Genomic DNA, 23,329 nt, shown 5'->3' on the forward strand with positions numbered 1-23,329 from the left:
ACTTCTCGTGTATCTGTCGGTTATTTTGGGGCTATCTTCTTAAACGAACGATCGCCTGCAAGCCTTGATCCGTATTACGCAGCTTTAAGCGACCACTGATCGTCTTTAGATAGGCATCCATATGATACAGGCTGAACGTATGCTCCTGCGAGTTTTGGGAATAGTCCGGCTGGAAATAGCTCCAGCGCATCTTGTCATCAATGCCGCCGCCCGTATCCTCAATGGTAATAACAATTTCTCCTTCTTCCAGCCGTGAGCTAACCTTGAGGACTTGAGTCTGGCGCTTGGAACGCAGCAGACCCGTACGTCCCCGCTCCTGATCCTCCGGCAGCTCTACACCTTGGCCCATTGCCTGCACTGCATTTTCCAGCAGCCCCTGAATCGTTTTGTACAGCATTGGCGCTTGTGCTGCAATCGATGGAACAGGCTCTTGCCGCAAGATCACTTGAATGTTCTTCATATCCAACGAACGGTTCGCCCATTTCAGCGATTCGGACAATACCTCATTCATATCCGTGAAGCTAATCCCGCTATTGTCGTGCATCTTCTCTTCCAGCTCATCACGTAAGGTGCGGACTCCGGTCAGCAGCCCTCCCAGTGAGGATTCCTGTTTGAGACGTCCCTGAATGAAATTTTCATTCAACTCACGGAAATATTCCAATTCCTCATGGGATGCTCCCTTTCCCTGACTGGAAGCTGCTTCAAAGCGGTTCGCCAGATCATGATAAAAGCCCAGCAACTTCAAATCATCACCGCCTGTCAGACGGGCAGTCTGCTCTTGCAGCTCCTGGAGCCGTTGCTCAATCGTCTGCATTAACGGCAAGTAATACGTATCCTGCTGCTGTCGCATATCCTCATCCCGCCGTTGGTCACGCACCTGATTATTTACGATGGCATCCTTCACAATTCGTTTGCGGAACTGTATGAGCATGACCCACAGCATAAGTAATATCAGAGCCATGACCATCAATAACTGTTTGCGAAAAGAGCTGGTGCGCTCTGGAATGTCCTGACTGACATCTTCAACCGATATGTAAAGCGCCTCTTCCCCAATGCGGCTGAACCCTATTCCATGTTTCTCTCCGCTATCTTCAATGACGCTCGTATTGCCCTCCAGTAGCCTGCGGGTTACATTTGTAATATCCGTTCGGTTGATATCCGGTGAATTGCGGGAAGCTACGACCTTAAATTGATTATTATAAAATAAAACCTCGTGCTGATCGACTGGTTTACTTTTAATGATTCCGCTAAGCATATCAGCATCAATTGTACGCACCATAAATCCGCCCATCTGCGCCCCTTGAATCCTGCATACCATATACTGAGCAGGCTGATGATCCTCTGTCACAAAGGGGCTTACGGCACAGCCGTTTTGCAGCCATTTAACCTGCTGCACCGCACTTTTCATCTCACGATTTTCTCGTCCGGCAATCACATGATACTGTTCATCCAGCACATAAAAGGACCCGGTTTCACGCTTAAACCCCTCGGAGTATTGGCGGTTCCCCTGATTCAGCATATCTCTGCCCAGACTGGACGACAGCTCCTTCAGTTCAGCCTGCCATACGGCATAGCGCTCGGTTATGCTGCTGGACAGTTCCTGCACCTCATGCTGGAGCTGCTCATTTTGAATTTCCGCCAAGTGACTGCTGAATTGGCGTACGACAAACCATTGAAGCACAGCAGCCAAGAACACAGTCACACACACAACGATCAGGTACAGGATCAGCTTTTGCCAACCCGGTTTCAACAACGCCCATCGCTTCATGCTTTCCTGTCCCCTCCATTCGGTTCAATTCGGCCCAGAATGGCCTGCATCAGACACTCCAGCTCGTAGCTGACTAGCGGCAGCCGTGCACACAACAACCGGGGAGTCCGGCGCTGGAGTGCGGCAAACCTTGCAGCGGTTTCCGTTGCCCCATCCGTCAGCAGCAGCAACTCGCAGGTTTTTGCAATATATAAACGATCCAGCTCTTCTTCGCTGTACTCGCGCAGATCAACAATGTAAATATCATGACGATCGTCCATATGCTGAAGTGCGCTGGAGACGGTCAGGGTTACTCCTGCATGTCGTGCAGCATGATACTGGTGAAGCAGACACATTCCTTTTTCCCAGAGCGCATGCTCAGCCGAGTCGAATCGTTCACAAAAAAGACGCAGCGCCCGTTCTGTATTGACATCTTTCAAAAATGCCAAAACGCTGATATTATACATGTAGTTCCTCATTTCTTACTTCCTGATTGGAGTTGCGCAGTTCTTATGACACCCCAAAACATTCTATTTGTTGACGACAGCCCTATGGTTTTGTCCCTGCTTGAACGGACATTGTCGGAGGAAAGGTTCACCTTACATACCGCTCATACCACCAAAGAAGCCTTGCAGGTGCTGGAACAGCACCCGATTGATGTCGTGGTTTCCGATCTGCTTATGCCTGGTCTGGACGGGATTACCTTCCTTCGCATGATCAAGGAGGATTATCCCCATATCGTGCGGATCATTTTGTCAGGTCACCTGCATACGCAGACCATTTTATCCGCGATTAATCAAGTGGGCGTATTCCACTTTTTGACGAAACCGCTGGATCTGGATGATGACACGCTGAAAAGGATACTGTACGAGGCGCTTGATGAAGCCAAGCTGAATCGAAACCGCCTGCATACAGACCAGAGCGTTGCTCCCCCTCTGTCGGCATTTATAGACAGCATTCTGAATGCCCCGTACCGACCCTATGTTTTACTAAATGAGCAGGATATCGTAACTGCTGTACATGCTGCGCTCGCTGAGCTGTATCCTGTAGGCAGCTCACTTCGTCATCCTGACCAGCAGGGTATTCAGTTAACCGAGCATTCATTGTATATACCGTATGATGAGTCGGAATCTTCCGATCCCGACCTGTACACGCTGGATACGCTGACAGTGGGCCATTTATCCTTACGCCTTATCCGCCTTAGCGAGATCGCCTGAGTGACGGGCGCCGCCCTTCAACACGGCGGCTGCCCCAATCACAGTCAGGCATGCATACATCCATAACATCCCCGCCGTTAGCAACGGGTGACGGATATAGCTTTTCAGATTTTTCCATGTATACAGCACCGGACGGAAAAAGTACCACCGTTCCAGCGCCTTCCGCAATCCCCCCTCTTCGGATGACATCGTACGATCCATTACCGAGAAGTAGTAAGCTTTTTTACGTAATACATCACGCAAATAGACCTGTTTTTCATCATGATATACACGTGTAAATACCGCCCGCCGGATGACTCCGCCAGACTCTATATAGCGCAGGGTCGGCTGTATTTCTTCAAAAGCAATCTGCTCCGCGTTAAATCCGCCTGTCGATTCATAAGCGCTCATTCGCCAGAAGCGTGCCGCTTCAATGGAGCGTTTTCCCAAGGTTTCACCCGCGTTGTTAATTACATTTCGCTCGAAGACTTTCACTTTGGAAAAAAAGTTGGCCGCTTCCGAATAGGCCTCCTCAGGAACGACCAATGCGCCGATATCCTGATGATCGTCAAAAAAGTCGATGCTCTGCTGAATCAAATGCTCGGCTAAAATCATATCGGAATCCAATACAAGTATGTATTCGGCACCCAAACGTCCAGCTTCCTCGACCGCCCTGACTCTTGCGATTCCCCGCTCTCCATGGGGAAGCTCCAACACCGTTACGGGTACTGGACTCCCTGCCGCTAGCGTACGAATCGTCTCCACGGTCTGGTCCTCTGAGCCGTCATCGGCAATCACGATGTGCAAATCCTTGTAATTTTGCCCCATACAGCTTTGCAAACATGGCTCTATTGTCCGTTCATTGTTGTACGTGGAGAAGAGAATGACCACTTTGTCCACTCTGTTCCGCCTCCTTTACCCAATCTCCCATTAACTGCTCAAATGCAGCCGCCGTATGATTAAAATGAAATCCCAGCGCATACTGATACGCCCGCTCACGCATGGCCATATAGTCTTCGCCTCCGTTTGCTGCTCTTTCCATTTGTTCAGATAATCCCCGGATGTCACCGTGGAAGCACAGGTATCCGCTTTTCCCAAAATCCGTCGCGTCCACCAGTCCGGGTGAATTACTGACGATGCTGGGAGTCCCCACAGCCGCTGCTTCGGTAATCGTCAAGCCCCAGCCTTCACGCAGGGAAGGGAAAACGAGCGCGTGGGCGCGGCTCATCAGCTCCAACTTATGCTCTGGTGAAACAAATCCGTAAAAGGTAATATCCGCTTGGGATTGTCCCTGTTCATCCGGCTCTCCGTACGTCAATCCATACCGTTTCATAATCGGCAATAATTGTTCTGCTACATAGGTTTTATCGGTTTTTCCAGCGATCCATAACATAGCGTGCGGGAATTTTTTCTTGAGTCGTCCAAAAGCTTCAACCACCAGATCAATGCCTTTATATTTCACAAAGCGCCCGGCGTACATAAAGGTAGGATTGGACTCCTTGGTTAAAAATTGCTCCCGGGGCCAGTGTTCAAACTCGATGCCTTCAGGCAACAGATGAACACGATCCGGGTGAAAGCCCAGCTTGAGCAGATCATAACGGGTAGACGGGGATACGGTAATTGTCCGATCCTTACGAGCAAGCTTGAGCATCAAGGGCTCCAAGCGATATCCGATATGATTAAGCGGGAATCCGGCATTTTCAAACCATATTTCCCTTGTTAGCTGATGTATAAAGAAAATTCGCTTGGGCGCCTCCACCCAGAAACGGGTGAAAAACTGGTGCGTGTTCGCCTGATTAATCACATAATCAATATGCTTGCGATGTTGACGGTAATAGCGCATGGCATAATAAATGACGCTGTAAATATTGCCTTTTCGGATATACGTAATTCCGTCTATGATTTCTTCCTCGGGCATTCCCTCGAACCTGGGCGAAAAATGAATAAACTGAAAACGGTCTTGCTGCGAGCGTTTGAGCATTTCGTGGGTGAAAATTTCGGCTCCCCCGCTTTTAGGTGAACGAATGTCACGCCAGGAGAGCAACAGAATTACGGTTTTACCATTCTGTTCAGGTATTGTATTCATGGGGTGAATCCCCCCTTATTTTTATTTTGAACAAATATACATAGGCATCTACCACAAAATAGAGCGACATGGCGCCGTAAACAATCAACTCTGATAGCAGAAAATCAGACGGGTTTTGATGCGCCACATGAAAGGCTGCCAATAAAATCGCAGCTCCAGCCAGTAGCCCGAACATAAATTTGCGTCTGCCCACCAATACATGCACATGAACAAAGAACAGCACGATGGAAAACAGCCAGTACACCCATCCTCCCAACGGAATATAAGCTTCTGCCGACTGGTATGAAGCCCCGAATAGTACGGGAATAGAAGGTGGGAACACAAAGGTAGTGCCCACATATACACAGATCGCTGCAACAGCCATTAATCCGGCATAGACGGCAACTAGCTTGCGCAAGGCTTGGCGGTCATGCCCCTGCGCACCGAGCTTTGGAATAAAGGCAGCTATCAAGCTGTACGACACGTAATAGACCAACTGGCTGTATTTCAACGCAATCGCATAACCGCTGGCCTGTTCGGGAAAATAATGCTGCACATAGAGCATGTCAATGGAGATACAGAACAAAATAAATAAATTCGTAATGAGACTATCCGTAAAATCCTGACCTAGTGATTTCCATAGCCCGGAAGATATACGTTCTCCAGTCCGTCCGCGTGAGGATAAGCCCCGCACCGAAACAGCCCAGCCGTGAAGCAGCGACAGCAGCATCCCCCCACAGCTTGCCAGCAGTAAAGCCTCCAGCTTGAGCCCTGATGCAGCCAGTATAAAGAACAGTCCCAGCTTTCCTAAAACCTCCAAGTAATAGTTCACATTCAGCGCCAGCATGCGTTCTCTGCCCTGTAAATCTCCACGGCACGAGCTGACGAGAATATGCAGCCCCACCAAGGCATACAGCATAAATAGCGGGCCGGAATCCACACCTAATAACGAACGCAGCAGCGGATGAAGCGCCAGTAATATCGCCATGGCAAGCACGGTTAGCAACAGAGGTGCTTTTAGCAATAGGGAACCGAGTGGCAGGCTACGCAGCGGAACCTTCTTGTCTCCCTTGGAGACCAGCTTGGCTGTTAATAGCTGAATGGACAGGCCCAAAACGGACAACAGTGCAAAGAGGGCCAGCAGCGCATTCGCCTGACCATAAGCTTGTCCGGTAAGATACCAGCTCGCTGCAATATGGAAGAAAAAATTAAATCCGTTCAGCAGCACATTAAATAAAGGAAACATCAACGTTCGCAAGCGGTTTGTCACGTTCTTATCTCACCCGCCGATCTAGCCGCCAAATATCAATAATGGAGCGCAAAAAACGAATCGAATCCTTCCAGACATGAATGTGCGAGCCGTCCCGGTCAATACACTTGACGGGTAATTGCAGCACACGAAGCTGGAGTCGCTTGGCAATAAACATCATTTCCAGATCCAGCGCCAGTCCGAGCTGTTCCTTCAAATGCGGGAACATCCGCTTCACAGCGACCGAGCTCATCACTTTAAGCCCTGTCTGGGAATCCACCACGCCTGTCGGTAAAAAAGGCCGGGAAATGACACGTTTGCCAAAGCTCACGATAGATCGTAATAAAGAGCGATTTTCGGCTGTCATATCCTTGGTTCCAATCACCACATCATAGTAGCCCTGCCGAACGACATTAATCATTCTGGCAATATCCTCAATAAAAAAGGAGTCGTCCGCGTCCACAAATACGTAGTAATCCGCGCCGATGGTGCGCATCCCTTCCAGATACGTTCCTGCTTTGCGGGTATTGCGTCCCAGTTCCCTGGTTTGAAGCAGCGGACTCAGATTCTGATTAATCCGGTTCACGGACAGGTCTGTCGCCGCCTCCAACGCTTTGATCAAGGCATTCGTGCCATCATGACTGCCATCATCAATGAGATAAATAGAGCCCTCCACAATATGACTGCGGATAAAAGCTTGCAGCCGTTCAGCAAACTTCTTGACATGAACAAAACGCTGCTCCTCGTTATATACAGACAAGATGAAAGCAATATGTTGGCCTTTGGCCGAATACTCGGGATAGAGCAAGCTTTGAATTTCGGAAAGCATCTCTTCGTTGTCATTGGCTTGCCAAAAAAGCAGGCGCAAACGACCTATTCCGGTAATCTGCACCATATGATGATCACTGAACGGATGCGATACATCCGTCACCAGTAACAGCGGCATCTGCGGAAAGCGACTACGGATCTGATTCGCTACCCGTACAGCCTGTCCAGGCTCCCTGTAATCAATCAGGCAGCAGCATGCGTCCTCATAGGCTGAAGTGACCTCCTGATCCTCGCACTGTATATACTCGTAAAAATAAATCACGTTGGGATAATCAATAGCCCTGTCATTATCGCTAAAAATGGCTATAGGTCCCTGCACACAAACCTCTCCTTTTCTCCGAATAGTTCTATTTTGTTGAAAAAGATTTAAAAATGTTTGCTTAGAGGGGTTAAATTAATGTACAAAAACTTCATATTTTCTTAATAAAATAGATGACATGCCGTGATACATAAGGATATAAGGAAATAAAAACCAATTTTCATATTTTGCAAAAACAGAGTATTTAGAACTAATTCATTAGACCAAAATCGACAAAAATCATCTTATTTATCCATATTCAGAATTAGTTCCTTATGATCAATCACAGAAAAATTTATGGTTATTTTGTCATAGAAAAATAGACGAATAAAACAGATTTACACGTCCATACTATGGGTAACATGTCATCTTTCGTCATGAATAACCCGAATGAATAATCATCAATACGAAAAGAAAGTAGGGTGTGAGTATGGAAGCATTTTATGTCAACCGGGACGGCTCATTATCCACCCCATTACGGGGCAAGGATGTGTTAGCGAACCCCCTTTTGAACAAAGGTGTCGCTTTTACGGAAGAAGAACGCAAAGAACTGGGATTGGAAGGAATCCTTCCTCCAACTGTCCTTTCACTGGAAAAACAGAGCGTACGAGCGTATCAGCAATTTCTGGCACAGCCCACCATGCTGCGTAAAAATGCTTCCCTTAACGACCTTCACAATCGAAATATCGTACTCTACTATCGTCTGCTTACCGACCATTTGAGTGAAATGCTGCCTGTGGTCTACACACCTACGGTAGGAACCGCGATTCAAGAATATAGTCACGAGTACAACCGCCCTGGGGGCGTATATTTGTCGATAGATAACCCGAACGGCATTGGACAAGCGTTCTATAATTCCGGTTTGAGTGGTGAGGATGTGGATCTGATCGTCGTAACGGATTCCGAAAGTATTCTGGGCATCGGTGACTGGGGTGTCGGGGGGATTAACATTGCTATTGGCAAGCTTGCTGTGTATACAGCTGCGGCAGGCATTCATCCCGGACGGGTGCTGCCGATTGTACTGGATGTGGGCACCAATAATGAAAAGCTGCTGAATGATCCGCTGTACATCGGAAACCGCCATAAGCGGGTTCGCGGAGAAGCCTATAACCAGTTTATTGATACTTTTATCAGCAAAACGTTAACGCAATTCCCGAAGGCGCTTTTGCATTGGGAAGATGTGGGCAGCGTGAATGCACGCCATATTATAGGCAAATACGGTCAAAGCATTCTCACCTTTAACGATGACATTCAAGGCACAGGAGCGGTAACGCTGGCTGCGATTCTTTCGGCGGTAGGTGTCACCAAGATTCCGCTGCGTGAGCAAAAAGTACTTGTGTTCGGCCCGGGGGCAGCAGGAATCGGTAACGCGGACCAAATTCGGGGAGCTATGATCGCGGACGGCCTTTCGGAGGAGGATTCATTCAAGCCCTTTTGGGCCTTTCATTACAGCGGGCTGTTAACGGACGATATGGAAAATGTACTGGAATATCGGAAGCCGTATGTACGTAAAAAAGAGGAAGTCAGCTCATGGACGCGGTCTGATGACGGAAAAATACCGCTGCTTGAGGTTATCCGCCAGGTGAAGCCTACGATATTGATCGGAACTTCCGGCGTAGCGGGTGCTTTCTCTGAGGAGATTATCAAGGAAATGGCGAAACATGTAGAACGCCCGATCATCATGCCCATGTCCAATCCTACAGACCTTGCCGAAGCGGTACCCGAGGATTTGATACGATGGACCGATGGCAGAGCCTTGATTGCTACCGGAAGTCCCTTTGAGCCAGTCACCTATAACGGTACGAAATTTGAGATTGGACAGGCAAACAATGCCTTTGTTTTCCCGGGACTTGGTCTGGGCGCAATTGTGGTCAAGGCCAAAAGAATCACCCCTGCCATGTTTACAGCCGCAGCAGATGCCGTTGCCAATGGCGTAGATTCGAATAAGCCTGGCGGTGCGCTGCTCCCCCCTATCCGAAAATTACGGGATGTTTCATACGCTGTTGCGGTGGCGGTGGCGAAAGCCGCGATTCAGGATCAGGTAGCCCAGGCACATATTTCAGATGTTGAGCAAGCCATTCGGGATGCAATGTGGAAACCGGAATATGTGAAGGTCAAGGCCGTGGAAAGTGTCATACATCACCCTCACTAATGCTTCATTGGGGGAAGAGAATGCCTATTCAGACAGGCAGGATACGCCAGTTCAAGCAAGGAGGATCGAACTATGAGTGTCGGACATATCCTTTATATTTTGGTGCCGATTTTTTTCGTTATTATTTTAGGGTGGTTAGCGGGGCATTACAAAAGCTTTGACGCCTCTTCCTCGAAAGCCCTAAATGCGCTCGTCACCAAATTTGCGCTGCCCGCGCATTTATTTATCGGCATTACGACCACCAGCAGGAAATCCCTTATCGAGCAATGGTCATTCTTGCTGGCTCTGTTCATTGGCATTGTCGGCTTTTATGCTGTTCTCCTTCTATTGTCCCGCTTTGCGGGGAAGCAGTCGCTGAAGGATGCCTCCATGTTTGCTTTGAACTCGGCACAGCCGACCTTTGCTTTTATGGGCATTCCCGTGCTCGGCGCCATCTACGGCTCCTCAGCCGTGGCGATCCCCATTGCACTTACCGGCATCGTAGTCAATGCCGTCCTTGACCCGGCGGCTACCATTATAGCTACCGTAGCCAGCCGGAATTCAGGCAAGGAACAGAACGGTCACCTCGGAAGTCTAGTCTGGGACTCCATTTTTCACGGTTTAAGGGAACCGCTGGCGCTCGTGCCGCTGATTGGCGTGATTTTGACCTTGTTCGGCTTCCATTCACCGGATTTGCTGAGCAAATCGTTGAATCAAATCGGTGACATTACCTCCGGGGCCGCTTTATTCGCAGTCGGTGTGACCATTGGCGTGCGCAATATCAGTTTCAGCATAACCGCCATTGCTATCGCGCTGTTAAAAACGATTGTACAGCCTTTATTGATGCTGCTGATTGCCTACCTGTGCGGCCTTTCGTCTGCCGATACGGTGAAGGCAGTATTGCTCGTTTCCTTCCCTGGCTCAGCCGTCGCTGCCATGATTGCTACGCGTTTTGAAAGTCTGGAATCGGAAACAGCTTCCTCCTTTGTCATCAGTGCCGTCATTTCTCTTGCTACACTGCCTGTGCTCATTTCGCTATTGATGTAAATTGTTTCCTATTAGACATTGGACCCTGTCGCGAATTCTTTCGTGTAGTTGGAGATGACGGTTTAACATAACAGATGAACGAATGTACAGTAATAGTCAAAAGAATAGGAAGTCCACTAGGGGAGCCGATGATGGCTGAGACAAGAACGTATCTTGGACCCTTTGAACCTGATCTAGTTCGTACTAGCGTAGGAAAGTGGAGCCTTCGTATATAAGGTCCCTGGTGTTTTTTTGCGCATTGGACCTATGATGAAGCCGCTCCAGTTTTCGGGGCGGCTTTTTGGCGTTGTTCCGGAACTGTATTCTTACGGGACTTCCTGCTCTTGATTTTGGTGGAGGTGGGAAAATGAGCTTATTAGTGGCGGAGACGCGCTGCTTACAAAGGTAACTGGAGCAGGCTGCCCATGCCGTGCAGGGTCCGGCGATATTGCATGAGCTGCCTAAAGCGGGAATTCATGTGCCGATCGTCGGGATCGGGGGCATTACTATAGACCGTGTAGAGGAAGTGGGAACAAGCACGGGAACAGCGCGATACGTGTGTGAACGGAAATTTGCTGATAGAGGTATTTAACTACTGGCTGAGGCATCATTCGTCGTAATAAACAGAAGCAGTCTTCCTGAACAGATAGGCTGCTTCTGTTTATAGAGCATATCACTTATCCATGACTTGGGTGCAGACAAAAGATTTTTCTTTGAGGTAGTATACATTCCCTCGTCTCAAATCCAAATTAATTCATACTTATCCAGTTCGATCCTTTTATTTACAAAAAAAATGGACTAGGAGTATAATATTTTCGCGGGTATCAAGGTGAATTCTGAAGAAAGGGAGTTTATTTAGTCACGAAGAAAAAATTATGGGCCTTGCATTGAGTTCGTGTCTTTTATTGGGGAGTGTTCCCGCGTATGCTGCTGACAGTACGGTAGAACCTAACCAAGCAGTTGATCCAAACTTGGTAATCTCAACTAAGGAAGAATTGACTATCCCTAATAATGTAACTGTTTATTCAGTTACTGCGTTAAACAACGCTTCTATAACATACGATCACAATTCGGGAATTGATTGGGATAAAGGAAACAGACAGGTTTGGGGCAACACTCAGGCCCAGCAAGGGAATGTAAAGCTAGACAGTTATACGAGAGCACGTTTTGAACATACATGGGCTCAGGGTGGATCAGTTTATGGAGATTCTGGACGGGTATGGAGCACCAAACAAGGAAGATCCTATGCTCGTTCTAGTTGGGAAAACTATAACTCATTAAATTCCGGTGTAGCCAAAACATACTACGGTATCTAATTTTTTAACGAATTATTTGTGATATGAATTTCTGTTTTTAGTAATTTCATTAATAAAAAAATTTACCAAACAATTCACTAAACAATTCACCTTGTTACCCGCCTTGGAGGATACATTATGAACAATATTCGTATAACTCGTGTCAAAGTTTTAGATGTGTTTTTATTTGTCGCTATTACCCTGTTCTGTTTCGCTTGCTTATTTACATTGTTTTATAATGAAAATGTAAATCTCGTAAAAAAACTAAGCAATAACTTTTATGATGATAATGCCTTGTTTTTCAAAACATCAAAAACTGAACTTGACTTTTCTTCTTTATATGAGGCACTACCAAATGATACTGTATTATTCGGAAGGTTTTTCGGGCAAGGAGAAGATATTCGGGGTGTTATATATAAGGGGGACTATGTTCCACCTAACTTAACAAGTGGAAGGTTTTTTTCTGAATCTGATTTCATATCTAATTCGCATGTTGCAGTTATTGGTAATGATGTTCCTATAAATAAAACCATAAATGAAAAAAAATATGTCGAATATAATCATATGGATTACGAGGTCATAGGGATTATTGGTTACAATATACCTACTAGAATAGATCGGACAATTTTACTGAACTTGAATGCTGATAATATCACTTCCAGTGTTGAATATATTGTTAGCAGTTCAACCATACAAAATGGTTTGAATTTTATTGGCAACGAAAAAATATTTGGGCAAGTTTCTGTATACGATAAGGAAAGTGTTAATATTTTGCATTTAGTTGATAGAGGTAAATGGATTATGGACTTTCTTCTGTGAAGAAGCCATCCCCCCAAATGTCATAGTTATACATGTTGAGAACATTTCCTTTTGAATCACGTAGTTTCACGATGTGGATCGACTACATTAAAATGAGGGCTTGTAGAATAAACCTATCATACTAAGGAGCGGATCATGAAAGAGCAAGGGCTGGTTTCTACGTACACGGTGGCACAATATAAGTCTCACAAAACGGCTTGTAATGAAGAAACTACAGCGAATACATCGAATCGTAAGTTTGCTCAAACGGAGGTCAAACGCTTCGTGGTCAGTGCCTTAACCTATGTGAAAGTCAGAACCGATGGCACTACATCTGCGTGCTGGTCGACCTGTTCAATCGAGCAATCATTGATCATAGTGCTGGTCCTCATAAGAATGCAACATTGATTTCCCGCGCTTTTGCGACGGTGAAAGGCGATCTGCGTCAGATTCAGTGGTTTCATACAGACCGTGGCAGAAGCTACTTTTAGGGTGATGAAAACGGTTGTACCTTTATAACACTTCGATTGCTGCTTGAGGTGTCGGCCCAATAGAATCCTTGCAGCAAATCGTTGATTTTATTAATACTTATATTCAGACAAAGCCGTTTCAAAAATAAATAAAATATATTATTCTTCAATTCCAAGCAATTCGGATACTTGTTTTCTATATCTCGTAGCCTTACGTGTCCCGTGAATGAGATTAGACAATCTGGAAGCCGGAATTTGATATGTAGTACAGAATGTTTTTTGATCAATTCTTTTCTCGACCAGTTTTTGTTTAATCTTCCACCCAAAAGGGGTTACAGCATTTCGTCGATTCAACATCATTACCTCCAAACCTGGTTTTTGAAATCATAGTATGATGCAAATGTAATACACATTAGCTTAATGATCTGATCTGCCCTTTTGGTAATGATTTAACAGATCATCCAGCTTCTTGGATTGTTCAATTACTTTGGGATGTGTTAAAAATCCGTACTTTTTCTGGACTTGATACAGCTTCCTCCTAGCTCTCTCGACACGAAGTAAAGTCACACCTTGATTCATCAGCATGATCCCCTCCTATATGTAATATTTTAGAACAAAAAGACGTTTTTTAGGTTTTTGAATGATACTCTTACCAAAAAAAGTACTTTTCAAAAAGTTCGCATAAACTGGGAAGCCCCGAATTTTACGCAAAAGAACCCCGTCTCCACTACTAAAGTAGGGACAGAGGTTCCTTTGGTTTGGATAACAACCCTTTTGCAATTTGATCTCTTTTCATAAATAATGAGAAAAAATCCCTTGATTTTTAATGCAATCAAGGGATAGACCGATTCATTTCTCTCGTTTCGACAATGCAAAATTGATTATCTCTCCAGTTACAGTTCCAGTCAAAATAATATAAAACATCATAGCTTGAAACTTATACCCCAGTGCATAAAATATTCCCAGACCTATTGCATAGCCTAGCAAAATACCAGTATAACGTTTTAAAAATTTGTTCATGGAGTACATCCGATAGGGTATGGTTGCGAACTAAAGAACTTTGCAGAGTCAGCCGTACCAGTTACTTTGTTTCGTGAAGCATCTTGATAGAACACCGTATAATTAGCGTAAGGAATAGCTTCACACTTTCTAGGATAAGAATATTGATAAATCGTATAATAAGATTGAGTATTCAAGCTTGCCCCAACGCCTAAAATTGTGAGAATGGTTGATACAGGAGCTTTAGTAACCGTTGCTATTGCCGCTGCTGCATAATCTATTCCTACATTCACCCAATCATAGGAGTAATCAAACTTGCCTACAAAGGTTCCACCTGAAGGAACAGCATTTAACGAAAAATCAGAACGGCTCTCTTTAACATTAAAGTTCTCCTGTTTTACACCGTCAATCAGCAAAGTTTGATCTTTTGTGAAATACTCAATTTTAGTTGTTTTTCCATTCTCAACAACAGTCGTTATTCTATGATTGTCATCATTAAAGTTGGTTGTTACAGTCGCCTCTCCACGATCAGTCTGAATAACTTCTGTTTGAACTAGGTTTTCCTCTGGCTTTGTGAATTGTTCAGCATTACTCACCGAAGGTAAAACAGTCACGCAGAGTAATACTGATGCCAATAAAGGGACGAGTTATAAATATTACACTTTGTATAGTGAGAAGTAAGGGGAGTTTTGTCGAACATTAAATCAATTAAAAAAGTCTACCAGTTATAGAGCGGCAGAGAAAGAAATTATTATTTTGAAAAATTTAAATTCACAATCAAGCTTTAATTTGAATATGGACAATGGATTTGATAATTCCTTTAATAACTGTGATTAACAACGACGAATGACGGAGGAAGAATGAAAAGAAAGTGGTATTTAAAACCAATGGTCATAATTTTAATGATTAACCCCGCAATAGGCTATTTGAATGTATTCTTCAATAGGAAGAAATTTGAACCCAATGAACGATTAGAATATTTGGCATAGCCACAGTATTTGCTGCCCTATGGTTAACTAAATTTCTACCGCATTCATGGCGAATTCCCGCTATAATAGTTGTTGCACTTATTGGGATATTCATATTCAGAAAAAGTAAATAATAAAATAAATCCCCGTTACCTTAATTGGTTGGCGGGGATTTATTTGTTCCTATCTGTTTAAGCACCTCCAATTTGTTCTTGAAGTTGTATTCTCTGATTATGGCTATGCGGCTGAACAGGCATAGCTAAGATAAACAAAAAGCTAATTGCGCTGATCAAAAGAACCATTTTTCTCTACATTGTCTAACCAGACCTTATCAATAATATTTACATACAGGATTTGAATCTAACATGAATAAAACAGTAGTTACTACCAATAATAAAATAATCTTTCTCTTTTCCCTTCACTCACTAAACTTTCGTACTTCACATGAGCCTTAACGTCTGCAAACTTTTTAAACTGTTCAAATAATGCTATACACCTAATGAAAAAAGCTTCTTTATTAATGGCTAATGATTTAGATAAAACGTCTAGCAAGTATTCAAAGCCATGTGAGTATCTTCCTTTATTCAAGTAATATTTGGCCAGTTCATATTTAAAATGCATTGATTGTTCTGGAACCACTTGCTTAGTATATATGTCAGGAGATAGCTGCCCCTGTTGCACAAAAGAGTCAATAACCGTTTCAAAACGTTTAAGTATGTGATTCACATCTATATGGTATTGGTTAGCCGCAATCATAACGTTCATCAACTTAGCAACCATTTCCTTTTCCGACTTATCAGGTGAAGTACAAATATATTCAACATAATCCAGAAGCACACTTGTATCTCCAGACAGGAGTTTGTTTACATAGGTATTACCTTTTGCCCAATGTTGATACAGTTTGATCCAATGCAGAGTATCCTCGTCCGTCTCTTTGACCCAATCTAAATTAGCGTAGGCGTATGTATAATCTAGAGCTTGTTGATAATCGCCTTGGGCGTCACAGACAATTGCACACAGTAAATCGGCATAGGTGATGTATACAAACATGGGACGACTCAGCCTTCTATCAGGCTCCACGCGCTTTTGCTTCTTCTGCTGATGTTTCAAAGTATATTGGATTTCCGCTTTATCTCTCATTTTTCTCGCCATTTCCTCTACCTTGTCCCATAGACGCAAAGACCTATACACGTTTGCCAAGTCCTTCAATGCGTCAAGCTGGTCTATTTCATCTAGGCGTTCAACAAAAGCTTCAAATATCGTAGCTGCCCTGAGATTTAGGTTTTGATCGTCTCCAATCTGAATCGTGAATATACGATATTGACATATGGCCAAGCGTTCAGAATGCTGGTATTTCTCCGCTTCCGCAACCCCCTCAAAAAGCAACAACGCAGCAGCGTGCCGACCTTGTGCGAACAGTTTTTCCGCTGCATCAAATAGCTTCGGGGAATATAGCAGCTTGTCCATGATATGCCCAACTACACGCTGAATCGCCTTCAGCTTATCCAGTTCAGCACAGCGATACAATACGGGCTCAATTCGCCGCCAATCCGGGGAACGTTCGATGATGTAATCATCTATGTATCGGTCGTAATAATAGCCCTCTGGTAATCCCATTGCCAGTGTGATTCGATCCAACTGATGTATAGCTACAGGGCGATGCTTCGTAACCCAAGTATTAAGCGTTCTTTGATGAACACCTGAACGCTCCGCAAATTCTGCTATAGTCAAGTTATTTTCCCTTAAGTAATTGTCCAACTCCGCTAAAATCTTAGGTGTATGTTCCAATTCATAACCACCTTTCATACAAAAAATCCAAATTTTATAATCTCACCTCGAATTATTGTCCAAAAATTGGCATGTGTCAATGTACTTTTTCTCTATATTAGCAATCCAAACAAAACTGTTTCCCAAATCAGGTGGTCACCCTCTCCACTAGCTTGAACTCCAAATGATGTAATGTTTCATCCAGCCCTTCAAGGGTGTTGCGAATCAGGATGAATGCGTTCTCAGCTTGTTTATCAATCGGGTAATGAATCGTTGTTAAATCAAGCAAATGCGAAATTTCTGTGTTATCAAAGCCGACCACCGCAAATTGATCCGGCACAGAAACGTCAAGCCTGCGTGCTTCGGTCAGCAGCCCTGCTGCCAAATAATCTGTAGAACAAGCGAAGGCATCCGGTTTGTCCGTTTGTTCTATCCACCAATGGGCGATATTTTCACCGGCTTCAATGGTATTCAAATTATAAAAATGCGGGAAGACCTCAGCGTCCAAATCATATTTTCGGCAAAAATCATGATAGGCCCGGATGCGTTCCTTCGTATTAAGCCCTCGCATATTGCCATACACATTTGCAATTCTCCGGTATCCTCTGGCATACAAATGCTCTAACGCCAGCGTATAGCCCTGATACTGATCCATAAATACAGACGGAATTGCCTCTATGCTCACACGCTGCCATGTCACAATCGGACCATATTTGGTATAATGCTCGATCACACTCCACTCATTGACGCGAATCATACAAACCAAGGCATCCAACTGCTTTCTTCGCAACATTTCCAGTGCTTCAAGCTCCCGCTCCTTATCCCCATTCGTAATAAAAAGCGCTATATTAAAGCCATGCTCCTGAGCATACATCGTAAAACCACGCACAAATAAATTTAATGAATCATTAAAAGAAATTGAAATAATTCCTATGAGCTTTGTCATGCCCGTTTTTAAAGAAATCGCATTTAAATTAGGAACATAATCCAGTCGGTCTATGACCTCCTGTACACGCTGTCTTGTCGATTCACTCACATACGGGTGGTTATTAATGACACGGGACACCGTTGCCGAGGATACACCCGCAAGCTTTGCAATTTCATGAATATTCGCCACAGTCCTCACCTCGTTCTCCTCTATTCTAACATGTCCTTGGGCTAAGCCTCTATGACCTCGCTGCATCCTATAATATGTTTTTTTAAAATCCTTGACCTGTAATGCATTACAGAGATTACAGTGAAATAGAAGCTTGAGAAAGCGGTTTTAAAAAAAGTATTCAGGGAGGTAACAATCATGAAAAAAGGCATAAAGATTGCGACTATCGGTGGCGGCTCCAGCTATACTCCGGAATTAGTGGAAGGCTTCATCAAACGTTATGCAGAGCTTCCCATTCGGGAATTGTGGCTGGTAGACATTGAGGCAGGACGCGAAAAGCTGGAGATCGTGGGCGCCATGGCTAAACGGATGGTGAAGGCAGCAGGCATTGATTGTGAAGTACATTTGACGCTGGATCGTCGGGAAGCCTTGAAGGATGCCGATTTTGTAACGACCCAATTTCGGGTAGGCTTGCTCGAAGCTCGGATTAAAGATGAAAGTATTCCTTTAAAACACGGTATGATCGGTCAGGAGACCAACGGTGCCGGAGGGATGTTCAAAGCCTTCCGTACCATTCCTGTCATCCTGAGCATTGTTGAAGATATGAAAGAATTGTGTCCGAATGCGTGGCTTATCAATTTCACCAACCCTGCGGGTATGGTCACCGAAGCCGTACTTCGTTATGGTCAGTGGGACAAAGTCATCGGATTATGTAATGTTCCAATCGGCGCGATCAAGAGTGCATCGGCTGTGCTGGACAAACCGGAAGACGAGCTGTTCTTTAAATTTGCAGGGATTAACCACCTTCATTGGCACAAAGTTTATGACAAAACCGGGGCCGAATTAACAGAGCAAGTCATTGAAGGATTGTACGCTCCCGGCGCAAAGCCAGAAAAAGTCGTTGAAAATATTAAGAATATGCGCTTCCTGTATGATCAAGTGCGTCATTTAAAAATGCTGCCTTGTCCATACCATCGTTATTACTACATGACGGATAGCATGCTGAAGGAAGAACTAGAGGAAGCCAAAAATGAAGGAACTCGGGGTCAAGTCGTCAAACGTCTGGAAGAAAGCCTGTTTGAACTGTATAAAGATCCGAATCTGGATTACAAACCGGAGGAACTATCCAAACGCGGCGGTGCGCATTACAGCGATGCAGCCTGTGAAATCATTAATTCCATCTATAACAACAAAGGCACACTGATGGTGGTTAGCACACGTAACAATGGTGCAATTGATGATGTCCCTTATGACAGCGCGATTGAAATTACCAGTGTGATTCGCGCACATGGTGCAGAACCCGTGAACTTCGGCAAATTCCCGCCTGCACAGCGCGGCTTGCTGCAAGTGATGAAGGCGATGGAAGAATTGACGATTGAAGCGGCAGTAACGGGTGACTACGCAACAGCTCTGCAAGCCTTCACCCTGAATCCGCTCGTACCAAGCGGCGACATCGCCCAAACGGTGCTGGATGAATTGCTGGAAGCGCATAAGGAGCATTTGCCACAATTTTTTGCTCATAAGGCGAAGGCGACGGTATAAAGCTTTAGACATTATGTCTACGCTGAAAGCAAGCTTTCATAATTAAATAGTTAATTAGGGACGTGCCGATCTTGGTTCGTCCCTGTTCTCATGTATACATGCTGAATGCACGAAAAACAGCCTTTTTTTGATTTTTCCATCTATTCTGGCCTAGATCGTCTGGTCCCGGAGCTTCGCTTCTGACTGTTTGACTTGTTCTTCCGACTGCTGAGGATAAACCCGCGTCGGCAACAAATATATCAAAGTCGAATTTTTCCAGAAACAATCCCTCAGGACGAGCAATATCCTTGAGATCGGTAATAGGTGCGCTTATTCTAACGTGGCAATAACCTTGTGGACTTTGCGGGCAAGCTCCAGAACTGCTCCTTTGCCGAATCCGCTGCCGGTTCCCTCAGTATGGTTTGGGCCCGTAATCAGTCCTTTTTCAAGTTTTTTCACGATTACCCATTACCCTTGTGATCTGGATTGAACCAATTACAATGGTTGCTATTGTGCAACTAAACACAAAAAAAGCTCCTGTACAGGAGCTTTTCATTTCTTGCTGTACGTCCCAGGAGGGATTCGAACCCCCGACCGACGGCTTAGAAGGCCGTTGCTCTATCCAGCTGAGCTACTGGGACAAAATGGTATTCGTTGGAGCCTTATGTATTCAGCGCATTGATTATTATATCATATTTTTGCTAACTGTCAAAAGCATTTTTTTATTGTACAAGTAAACAGGCTGCAAAAGGAATCATTTGGACGCTGACGGGGTATTATGTACAAAGGCCATGCTACGAAGGAGGTATATAATCCGTGAGAGGTCTATTGTCATCACTTTGTTATTTCAGCATTTTCTTCGCGCCTTTTCTAGTGCCTGTCATTGTGTGGATTGCAGTACGGGACGAATATGTTCAGGGACATGCAAAAAAAGCTATTTTATCGCATATTTTCCCCATTATTGCGGCGATTCCGCTGGTGTATTTTATTATAACGGCGAATCATGCAGGTTCAGTTATCGGGTTTGTACTGCTATTCGTAGTGGTCTATCTCGGGGTATTTGTCTACAACATCTACAAAGGCATCATGACGCTCCGTGAAGCCGCATAAATCTGAAGAAGAAGCCTCCTTTTATTCCGCGAGTTAAGCGGGATACGGAGGCTTCTTTAAAAATTTTCAATATACAAATTTATTTATTTATTACCAAAGCGTTTAGGACTTCTCCGTACCTCGTGTCTTACGTTTTTCTCCAGCACTTCTTCCGCAAATTCATTGTTATGAATATAACTGCTGCCTTTATTTTTTTTGTACTTCGCTTTGCTGTCTATGATTTTCCCCTCCTTTCACGCTGATTCGGCGATGGCGCCGGAGCCCAAATTAACAAAAGCCGAGGCATAGCACACCATATCCTCATGCCCCGAACTCCTTGGCAAATTCCGTGCTGAGCTGCCCATAGGAAAGTAACTCTCTTTTAAACTTTTCCCGTTCTTCCCCGGCCGTAATGTGTGTGGAGTCGGTAAAAGCCTTGTCCGTCACTTCCTCAAACGCGGAATGCAGATTATTATCGTACCAATCCAGCGCCAAATCGGCGTCATTACGAATGATGCGTACCACGTCATAACCTTCCTGACGGTCCTGCTGATTGGTGGCGGTGATGTAGACCAGCAGTTCCGGGTCATCTGCCGCGCCGGGCCGTACCTCTACCTCTGCGCAGCGTACTCCGTCAAGTTCGGTGAAGCGGCGTATTTTAGCATCCTTGATGTAGTACATTTGCCTTCCTCCTTCCTTGCGAATACACGAGTTTCCCCATTTGTAGTTTTCGGAACGGACAGACATTTTATGCTTCTTTTCGGCATATATACTGATGAACTGGGGATTTAGTTTTTGATTCATTCCAACACTGGATGAACACGACAAAGAGAGGATGAACAGACATGTGCGGAATTACTGGTTTCATACAGTGGAACGGAGACTTAATGCATCAATCGGAGCTACTGCTCAATATGACGCAAACGCTCTCCGATCGCGGACCGGATGCTGCGGGCACCTGGATATCCAACCCGTGTGCCTTCGGACACCGAAGACTGAGCGTTATGGACCCGGAAAATGGCGCTCAGCCCATGATCCGGCAGCTAGAGGATATCACTTATACGATTGTATATAACGGGGAAATATATAACGCGCCTGAGCTGAAAAAAGAGCTCCAACAGCGCGGGCATTTTTTCCGTACACAATGCGACACGGAGGTGCTGCTCGAATCCTATATCGAATGGGGCCCCGAATGTGTGGATCGGTTAAACGGCATTTTTGCGTTTGCGGTCTGGGATAGTGAGCGGGAGCAGGTATTTCTGGCACGGGATCGGCTGGGAGTGAAGCCGTTATTTTATAGCCACACCGAAGAAGTATTCGTATTTGGCTCAGAACCCAAAGCGCTGCTCCAGCACCCTGCGGTAGAAGCCGCAGTCGACGCCGAGGGATTGGCCGAAATTTTTATCATCGGGCCTGCACGCACCCCCGGACACGGCGTCTATTCGTCCATGAAGGAGCTGCGCCCCGGACATACGCTAACGTACAGCCGCGACGGTGTGCGCATTCAAGCCTACTGGAAGCTGGAAAGCTTTGCACATGAGGATAACACCGAAGAAACAGCACTCAAGGTACGCGAGCTGTTGCTGGATACGGTGGAGCGGCAACTCATTTCAGACGTTCCGGTATGCACCTTGCTGTCGGGCGGTCTGGATTCAAGCGCACTGTCCGCGCTGGCTGTCGATTATTACAAGCGTACCGGGCAGGGACAAGTTCATACGTATTCGGTCGATTATGTGGATAACGACAAGCATTTTAAAGCCCATGCGTTCCAGCCCGGAGCCGATGCCCCATGGATTCAGCGGATGGTCGATGAGTTAGGTACGAACCATCACTGGATCGAATTCGATACGCCCGAGGTTGTAGCAGCGCTGAACAACTCCACACTAACGCGGGATTTGCCCGGTATGGCGGATGTGGATTCGTCGCTGTATCTCTTTTGCCGGGAGATTAAAAAGGGGGCCACTGTCGCCATTTCCGGTGAAGCGGCGGATGAAGTGTTTGGCGGATATCCGTGGTTCCATCGGGAGGATATGCTCAATTCGGGCACATTCCCGTGGGCAGTCGCTCCCGACATGAGAGCCAGTCTGCTGTCTCCCGAGGTGCGGGACTGGATCAAGCCCTTGGAGTATTTGAACGACCGCTACTCGGAAGCGGTAGGAGAAGTGCCAAAGCTGCCGGGGGAAGCAGATAAAGCCGCGCAAATGCGCGTCATGTCCTATTTGAACATCACCCGCTTTATGCCTACTCTGCTGGACCGCAAGGATCGGATGAGTATGGGGGCCGGACTGGAAGTGCGGGTGCCGTATTGCGACCATCGGCTGGTGCAGTATGTATGGAACATCCCGTGGAGTATTAAAATGACGGGCGGACGTGAAAAAGGTATTTTGCGAAAGGCACTGGAGGGTGTACTGCCGGATGATGTGCTGTATCGCAAAAAAAGCCCGTATCCCAAAACGCATAACCCTTCCTATCTTGCTGCTGTGAAAAAACAGGCGCTGGATCTATTGGATGATTCCTCCTCCCCGCTGCTCAGGCTGATTGATGCGCAAAAAGTACGGGATATCGCGGCCTCACCGGAGGCATCCACCAACCTGCCCTGGTTCGGTCAACTGATGTCGGGTCCTCAATTGTTCGCATATTTGGCTCAAGTGGATAATTGGCTGCGCACTTACAAGGTAGCGATTCGGTAAGAATTAAACCAATAGCTAAAGCAGCAGGCTTCGAGGCAAAGAACGGTGATTTGTTCGTCGTATACGGGAAATAACGACGAGAAATAGTGAAAGCCA

At 45.5% G+C, this 23,329-nt stretch carries 22 protein-coding genes, 1 tRNA gene, 2 pseudogenes and 1 riboswitch; of the genes and pseudogenes, 10 read left to right on the forward strand and 15 right to left on the reverse strand.

Features of this window, described 5'->3' with window-relative positions; translation table 11 throughout:
- Positions 1 to 31 precede the first annotated feature (31 nt).
- Positions 32 to 1,768 carry an ATP-binding protein gene (locus tag AC0WRU_RS19020; RefSeq protein WP_476125933.1) on the reverse strand — a complete coding sequence of 579 codons (1,737 nt, stop codon included), beginning with the start codon at positions 1,766 to 1,768 and terminating at the stop codon, positions 32 to 34.
- Positions 1,765 to 2,214 (reverse strand): hypothetical protein, encoded by a 450-nt coding sequence (locus tag AC0WRU_RS19025; RefSeq protein WP_025684033.1) that lies wholly within the window; start codon positions 2,212 to 2,214, stop codon positions 1,765 to 1,767. Before AC0WRU_RS19025 ends, AC0WRU_RS19020 begins: the two co-directional genes overlap by 4 nt.
- A gap of 45 nt (positions 2,215 to 2,259) precedes the next feature.
- Here AC0WRU_RS19025 and AC0WRU_RS19030 point away from each other — a divergent pair, with 45 nt between their 5' ends.
- The gene (locus AC0WRU_RS19030) at positions 2,260 to 2,964 is read left to right on the forward strand and encodes a response regulator (protein WP_476125934.1); all 705 of its coding nucleotides are present in this window, start codon (positions 2,260 to 2,262) and stop codon (positions 2,962 to 2,964) included.
- On the opposite strand, the gene AC0WRU_RS19035 is transcribed toward AC0WRU_RS19030, so the two are convergent.
- Genes AC0WRU_RS19035 through AC0WRU_RS19050 form a run of 4 tightly spaced genes read right to left on the reverse strand, consistent with a single transcriptional unit; the run spans position 2,932 to position 7,404 of the window.
- Positions 2,932 to 3,843, reverse strand: a complete 912-nt coding sequence (locus AC0WRU_RS19035) for a glycosyltransferase family A protein (RefSeq protein ID WP_476125935.1) — start codon at positions 3,841 to 3,843, stop codon at positions 2,932 to 2,934. The genes AC0WRU_RS19030 and AC0WRU_RS19035 overlap by 33 nt on opposite strands.
- Positions 3,803 to 5,029, reverse strand: coding sequence for a glycosyltransferase family 4 protein (locus AC0WRU_RS19040; protein ID WP_476125936.1), 1,227 nt, complete (start codon positions 5,027 to 5,029; stop codon positions 3,803 to 3,805). Before AC0WRU_RS19040 ends, AC0WRU_RS19035 begins: the two co-directional genes overlap by 41 nt.
- Entirely contained in the window at positions 5,013 to 6,278 is a 1,266-nt protein-coding gene (locus AC0WRU_RS19045) for an MATE family efflux transporter (RefSeq protein ID WP_476125937.1), read from the reverse strand. Before AC0WRU_RS19045 ends, AC0WRU_RS19040 begins: the two co-directional genes overlap by 17 nt.
- 4 nt (positions 6,279 to 6,282) lie before the next feature.
- Positions 6,283 to 7,404, reverse strand: a complete 1,122-nt coding sequence (locus AC0WRU_RS19050) for a glycosyltransferase family 2 protein (protein WP_025686264.1) — start codon at positions 7,402 to 7,404, stop codon at positions 6,283 to 6,285.
- A gap of 409 nt (positions 7,405 to 7,813) precedes the next feature.
- Here AC0WRU_RS19050 and AC0WRU_RS19055 point away from each other — a divergent pair, with 409 nt between their 5' ends.
- The 6 genes and pseudogenes from AC0WRU_RS19055 to AC0WRU_RS19080 form a co-directional block, all read left to right on the forward strand.
- Entirely contained in the window at positions 7,814 to 9,535 is a 1,722-nt protein-coding gene (locus tag AC0WRU_RS19055) for an NAD-dependent malic enzyme (RefSeq protein ID WP_476125938.1), read from the forward strand.
- Positions 9,536 to 9,607: 72 nt separating this feature from the next.
- Entirely contained in the window at positions 9,608 to 10,561 is a 954-nt protein-coding gene (locus AC0WRU_RS19060; protein WP_476125939.1) for an AEC family transporter, read from the forward strand.
- A gap of 108 nt (positions 10,562 to 10,669) precedes the next feature.
- A riboswitch (TPP riboswitch) is annotated at positions 10,670 to 10,773 on the forward strand.
- A 188-nt stretch (positions 10,774 to 10,961) separates the two neighbouring features.
- Positions 10,962 to 11,069 (forward strand): annotated as a pseudogene (thiE, locus tag AC0WRU_RS19065) (thiamine phosphate synthase); the annotation flags it as partial.
- A gap of 346 nt (positions 11,070 to 11,415) precedes the next feature.
- Positions 11,416 to 11,856: a hypothetical protein gene (locus AC0WRU_RS19070; protein WP_476125940.1), complete on the forward strand. Its 441-nt coding sequence runs from the start codon at positions 11,416 to 11,418 to the stop codon at positions 11,854 to 11,856.
- Between the two features lie 117 nt (positions 11,857 to 11,973).
- A complete protein-coding gene (locus AC0WRU_RS19075) occupies positions 11,974 to 12,654 on the forward strand; it encodes an ABC transporter permease (RefSeq protein WP_476125941.1) in 681 nt (226 codons plus the stop codon).
- Between the two features lie 129 nt (positions 12,655 to 12,783).
- A pseudogene (locus AC0WRU_RS19080) lies at positions 12,784 to 13,118 on the forward strand (IS3-like element IS655 family transposase); the annotation flags it as partial.
- A 144-nt stretch (positions 13,119 to 13,262) separates the two neighbouring features.
- On the opposite strand, the gene AC0WRU_RS19085 reads toward AC0WRU_RS19080, so the two are convergent.
- The 6 genes from AC0WRU_RS19085 to AC0WRU_RS19110 all read right to left on the reverse strand — a co-directional run bounded on the left by AC0WRU_RS19085 (position 13,263) and on the right by AC0WRU_RS19110 (position 17,954).
- On the reverse strand, positions 13,263 to 13,457 hold the full coding sequence (locus tag AC0WRU_RS19085; RefSeq protein ID WP_476128680.1) for an XRE family transcriptional regulator: 195 nt from the start codon (positions 13,455 to 13,457) through the stop codon (positions 13,263 to 13,265).
- A gap of 63 nt (positions 13,458 to 13,520) precedes the next feature.
- Positions 13,521 to 13,688 carry an aspartyl-phosphate phosphatase Spo0E family protein gene (locus AC0WRU_RS19090; protein ID WP_081750676.1) on the reverse strand — a complete coding sequence of 56 codons (168 nt, stop codon included), beginning with the start codon at positions 13,686 to 13,688 and terminating at the stop codon, positions 13,521 to 13,523.
- A 264-nt stretch (positions 13,689 to 13,952) separates the two neighbouring features.
- On the reverse strand, positions 13,953 to 14,123 hold the full coding sequence (locus AC0WRU_RS19095; RefSeq protein ID WP_200893399.1) for a hypothetical protein: 171 nt from the start codon (positions 14,121 to 14,123) through the stop codon (positions 13,953 to 13,955).
- Positions 14,120 to 14,716 carry a hypothetical protein gene (locus AC0WRU_RS19100; RefSeq protein WP_476125942.1) on the reverse strand — a complete coding sequence of 199 codons (597 nt, stop codon included), beginning with the start codon at positions 14,714 to 14,716 and terminating at the stop codon, positions 14,120 to 14,122. Before AC0WRU_RS19100 ends, AC0WRU_RS19095 begins: the two co-directional genes overlap by 4 nt.
- Positions 14,717 to 15,454: 738 nt before the next feature.
- Positions 15,455 to 16,858 carry a helix-turn-helix domain-containing protein gene (locus AC0WRU_RS19105; protein ID WP_476125943.1) on the reverse strand — a complete coding sequence of 468 codons (1,404 nt, stop codon included), beginning with the start codon at positions 16,856 to 16,858 and terminating at the stop codon, positions 15,455 to 15,457.
- Between the two features lie 127 nt (positions 16,859 to 16,985).
- Positions 16,986 to 17,954, reverse strand: coding sequence for a LacI family DNA-binding transcriptional regulator (locus AC0WRU_RS19110; RefSeq protein ID WP_476125944.1), 969 nt, complete (start codon positions 17,952 to 17,954; stop codon positions 16,986 to 16,988).
- 177 nt (positions 17,955 to 18,131) lie between these two features.
- Between AC0WRU_RS19110 and AC0WRU_RS19115 the strand changes: the two genes are divergently transcribed.
- Positions 18,132 to 19,475, forward strand: a complete 1,344-nt coding sequence (locus AC0WRU_RS19115) for a 6-phospho-beta-glucosidase (protein WP_476125945.1) — start codon at positions 18,132 to 18,134, stop codon at positions 19,473 to 19,475.
- A gap of 309 nt (positions 19,476 to 19,784) precedes the next feature.
- On the opposite strand, the gene AC0WRU_RS19120 is transcribed toward AC0WRU_RS19115, so the two are convergent.
- Both AC0WRU_RS19120 and AC0WRU_RS19125 read right to left on the reverse strand, forming a co-directional pair.
- On the reverse strand, positions 19,785 to 19,913 hold the full coding sequence (locus AC0WRU_RS19120) for a hypothetical protein (RefSeq protein WP_280740184.1): 129 nt from the start codon (positions 19,911 to 19,913) through the stop codon (positions 19,785 to 19,787).
- 108 nt (positions 19,914 to 20,021) lie between these two features.
- Positions 20,022 to 20,095: transfer RNA gene (locus tag AC0WRU_RS19125), tRNA-Arg, on the reverse strand.
- Between the two features lie 175 nt (positions 20,096 to 20,270).
- On the opposite strand from AC0WRU_RS19125, the gene AC0WRU_RS19130 reads away from it, so the two are divergent.
- Positions 20,271 to 20,564, forward strand: coding sequence for a magnetosome magnetite crystal formation protein family (locus tag AC0WRU_RS19130; RefSeq protein ID WP_016324668.1), 294 nt, complete (start codon positions 20,271 to 20,273; stop codon positions 20,562 to 20,564).
- 300 nt (positions 20,565 to 20,864) lie between these two features.
- Here the strand turns inward: AC0WRU_RS19130 and AC0WRU_RS19135 are convergent, their stop codons facing one another.
- Entirely contained in the window at positions 20,865 to 21,224 is a 360-nt protein-coding gene (locus AC0WRU_RS19135) for a hypothetical protein (RefSeq protein ID WP_134912985.1), read from the reverse strand.
- A 164-nt stretch (positions 21,225 to 21,388) separates the two neighbouring features.
- Here AC0WRU_RS19135 and asnB point away from each other — a divergent pair, with 164 nt between their 5' ends.
- Positions 21,389 to 23,233 (forward strand): asparagine synthase (glutamine-hydrolyzing), encoded by a 1,845-nt coding sequence (gene asnB, locus AC0WRU_RS19140; protein WP_476125946.1) that lies wholly within the window; start codon positions 21,389 to 21,391, stop codon positions 23,231 to 23,233.
- Positions 23,234 to 23,329: the final 96 nt, after the last annotated feature.

The sequence above is a fragment of the Paenibacillus sp. 1-8 genome, from assembly GCF_056316205.1.